The sequence below is a fragment of the Xanthomonas sp. SHU 166 genome (genome assembly GCF_000364685.1).
Lineage (GTDB): Bacteria > Pseudomonadota > Gammaproteobacteria > Xanthomonadales > Xanthomonadaceae > Xanthomonas_A > Xanthomonas_A sontii.
Map to the genome: position 1 here is coordinate 1 of NZ_AQOJ01000728.1, position 3193 is coordinate 3193.

General features: G+C 65.3%; 6 protein-coding genes. 3 read left to right on the top strand and 3 right to left on the bottom strand.

Translation table 11 applies throughout. The annotated features are described in order from the left end of the window. On the bottom strand, window positions 1-658 hold a 658-nt coding region (gene arsH, locus D180_RS17025), incomplete at its 3' end, for an arsenical resistance protein ArsH (RefSeq protein WP_017913747.1). A 41-nt stretch (window positions 659-699) separates the two neighbouring features. Here arsH and D180_RS17030 point away from each other — a divergent pair. From D180_RS17030 to D180_RS17040, 3 genes are all read left to right on the top strand, one after another. Further along, the gene (locus tag D180_RS17030) at window positions 700-1014 is read left to right on the top strand and encodes a metalloregulator ArsR/SmtB family transcription factor (RefSeq protein ID WP_017913748.1); all 315 of its coding nucleotides are present in this window, start codon (window positions 700-702) and stop codon (window positions 1012-1014) included. Window positions 1015-1139: 125 nt separating this feature from the next. After that, the gene (arsN2, locus tag D180_RS17035; RefSeq protein WP_017908088.1) at window positions 1140-1571 is read left to right on the top strand and encodes an arsenic resistance N-acetyltransferase ArsN2; all 432 of its coding nucleotides are present in this window, start codon (window positions 1140-1142) and stop codon (window positions 1569-1571) included. 31 nt (window positions 1572-1602) lie between these two features. Continuing rightward, window positions 1603-2124: an arsinothricin resistance N-acetyltransferase ArsN1 family B gene (locus tag D180_RS17040; RefSeq protein ID WP_043091227.1), complete on the top strand. Its 522-nt coding sequence runs from the start codon at window positions 1603-1605 to the stop codon at window positions 2122-2124. Here D180_RS17040 and D180_RS17045 read toward each other — a convergent pair whose 3' ends face one another. Then, window positions 2125-2544 (bottom strand): helix-turn-helix domain-containing protein, encoded by a 420-nt coding sequence (locus D180_RS17045; protein ID WP_343122588.1) that lies wholly within the window; start codon window positions 2542-2544, stop codon window positions 2125-2127. A 19-nt stretch (window positions 2545-2563) separates the two neighbouring features. Then, the coding region (locus D180_RS17050) for a putative inorganic carbon transporter subunit DabA (RefSeq protein WP_043091226.1) at window positions 2564-3193 on the bottom strand (630 nt) is incomplete at its 5' end.

A 3193-nucleotide genomic window follows, 5' to 3' on the forward strand; every position in this document is an offset into this window, starting at 1 on the left:
CCTTGCGCTCGCTGTAGCGGTCGACCATGTAGTCGCTGCGGCCGCGCACCAGATAGGTGAACTTCACCAGTTCCTCCATGACGTCCACCACGCGGTCGTAGTACGCCGATGGTTTCATGCGGCCATTGGCGTCGAACTCCTGCCAGGCCTTGGGCACCGACGACTGATTCGGGATGGTCACCATCCGCATCCAGCGACCAAGCAGGCGCAGCGCGTTGACCACGTTGAAGGATTGCGATCCACCGCAGACCTGCATCACCGCGAGCGTGCGTCCCTGCGTCGGGCGGACGCTGCCTTCCTGCAGGGGCAGCCAGTCGATCTGGTTCTTGAAGACCGACGACACCGCGCCATGACGTTCGGGGCTCACCCAGACCTGGCCTTCCGACCACAGGGAAGCGGCGCGCAGTTCCTGCACCTTCGGATGGTCCGGGCCGACGGCATCGACCATGGGCAGGTCGTGCGGATCGAAAACGCGGGTCTCGGCGCCGAAGTAGTCGAGCAGCCGTTGCGCTTCCAGTGCCAGCTTTCGGCTGTAGGACTCCGGACGCAGCGATCCATACAGGATCAGGATGCGCGGCTTGTGCTCGGCATCGCCGGCGGCCAGGCGCGCGCGATCCGCTGCGGGCGCAAGCGTTGCATCCAGATTGGGAAGGTCCATGATGGATTGCCTGGGTTGATTAATTCAATTATTCTAAAATAATGGAACATTTGACCGCAACCAAGGCCTTGTCGGCACTGGGCCACGAGACCCGTCTGGCCATCTTCCGGCTGCTCGTCCAGGCCGGACCGGCGGGCAAGCTGGCGGGCGAGATCGCCAGCGCGCTGACCCTGCCGGGGCCGACCCTGTCCTTCCACCTGAAGGAGCTGGCTGCTGTCGGAATGATCCGCGCCGAGCAAAGGGGCAGGACGGTCTGCTATCGCGCCGAGTTCGACACGATGACGCGCCTGCTCGATTACCTGACCGAGAACTGCTGCTGCGGCGACGCGCGTTGCGGAGAGGGGCGGACTTGTTGACGCTTGGCATTCGATGCGGAATGGCTGCGACATGAGCGTGGGCGCGGCTCATGTCGTGCCGACGGCGCATCGCCAGGCAGTCGCCAACCACCGTGTCGTTCTTCTGCACATACCGAGGTGATGTCATGGACGTGGTGATCAGCCTGGCGCAGTTCGATCCGCAGACGGAAGAACTGCTGCAGTCCTCGGGGTTGCCCACCTCCGACCTGATCGCCGGTCACGCGTCGCGACAGTTCCTTGCCGCGCGTCGGGGTGGGTTGCTCGGCACCGTGGCTGTCGAATTCCATGGCGAACATGGCGTGCTGCGTTCGTTGTGCGTCGCGGAGGGGCATCGCGGTGATGGCCTCGGGCGTCGGCTGGTTCGGGAGGCGGAGCGCCTGGCTGTGCAGCGTGAGGTGCTTGCCTTGTATCTGCTGACCACGACGGCGCAGGATGTGTTCGCCGCCATGGGCTACGTGCAGTGCGACCGGGGGCAGGTGCCGCCGCTGGTCGGGGCGTCGAGCCAGTTCGAACGCCTCTGTCCGTCCAGCGCCGTCTGCATGTCGAAGCGGCTGTGATCCAGGCCATCAACAAAGGAAGCCGGTGACCGTGACAGCGACCATCGTTTCGGCCAGTCCCGTGCATGCCCAGCGCATCGCGGACATCTACAACCACTACATCGCCAACACGTGCGTCACGTTCGAACTGGATGCCGTGACGTCGGCCGACATGGCCAGGCGCATTGAAGACGTACAGAGCGTCGGCCTTCCGTGGCTGGTGGCGCTGGTGGGCGACGAGGTTGCCGGGTATGCCTACGCCACACAATGGAGAGCGAGAAAGGCGTACCAGCGTTCGGTGGAATCCACGATCTACCTGGCTGATGGGCATCGCGGGCGAGGGCTGGGCGCTGTCCTGTATGGCGCGCTGCTGGAAACACTGCGACGGCTGGAGTTGCACGTGGTCATCGGCGGTGTCGCTCAACCGAACGATGCAAGTGCCCGGCTGCACCAGGCGCTGGGGTTCAAGAAGGTCGCGCACTTCGAGGAGGTCGGTTACAAGCTCGGCCGTTGGGTGGATGTCGTGTACTGGCAGTTGCTTCTTCCAGCCGCGCCCCACGAAAACGCGCTCTGACTAGCGACGCTGGTAGACGACGCCCTGAACCAAGACCTGATCTTGCTCCGGCGCCTCGTCGAAACGTCGATGCGCTTCGGCAATGGCGCGTTGATTCTCGTTCGCCCAATGGACCAGCGCCATGACCGGCTTCAATAGCGTGCGTCCAAGGTTGGTCAGTGCGTAATCCACGCGCGGAGGGATCGTCGGATACAGCGTCCGCGTGACCAGTCCATCGCATTCCAGTCCGCGCAGGGTCAGCGTCAGCATGCGCTGGGAAATGCCGTCGATGCCACGCTTCAATGCGTTGAAGCGCTGCGGGCCGTTCGCCAGCATGGCGACGATGTAGAGACTCCACTTGTCGCCGATGCGATCCAGGATTTGACGCGTCGCCAGACAGCCGCCCGCATCAGGTGCAGGGACGTCGACAGGTGGGTCGATGTGACCAGGTGACATCCGGTCACGCGTGTGCCGGCACGGCGCTGCGCTTGGGCGGCGCATCGCCAGGACACGCCTCCCAGCGCAACTCGCCGGTGTAGCGCGACGCCATGCGGCCCTGGTCGTCCAGCGCGAACAGATGCAGCCAGCGATTGTCGAACAGCGCGCGAACCTGCGGATGGCGTTCGAGGATGTCGGTGATCGCATCGGTCGGTGCTTCGATCAGCACCGACAGTCGCAGCGGTTCGTGGATCAGCCGTTCGCCGTCGTGGACCGATTGCCACGGGAGTCCGCCGCGCAGCAGGCCGCCGTTGCCCTCGACCACGCCGATGCCGCCGGTGACGTTGTGCAGCAGCTTGTTGCCGGCGCCGAAGACCTCGGGCGCGACGGTCGAGCCGTAGTACTGCAGGCTGATCCAGCTGGCGACCACGACCGGTGCGGTCAGGATCAATTCCAGCACACCGAAACCTTCGTCGCGCCGCCAATTGTAGTCGTGCAGGAAGGCGCGTCCTGCCAGGTCGCGCCCGGCCGTGCGCGCGCGCGGCGCGGCGATGAAGGTCTGGCAGCCGGCCAGGGCCCATTCCGGGCGCAGCTCGGCCCAGTCGCGGGCGCGAGGCGCGATGTCCTGGCTGCGCTGCGCGCGTGGCAGGCG

Excerpts from the sequence above, each read along its gene's own strand:
- arsN2 (WP_017908088.1), top strand. The coding sequence starts at position 1,140 with ATGGACGTGGTGATCAGCCTGGCGCAGTTCGATCCGCAGACGGAAGAA.
- D180_RS17030 (WP_017913748.1), top strand. The coding sequence starts at position 700 with ATGGAACATTTGACCGCAACCAAGGCCTTGTCGGCACTGGGCCACGAG.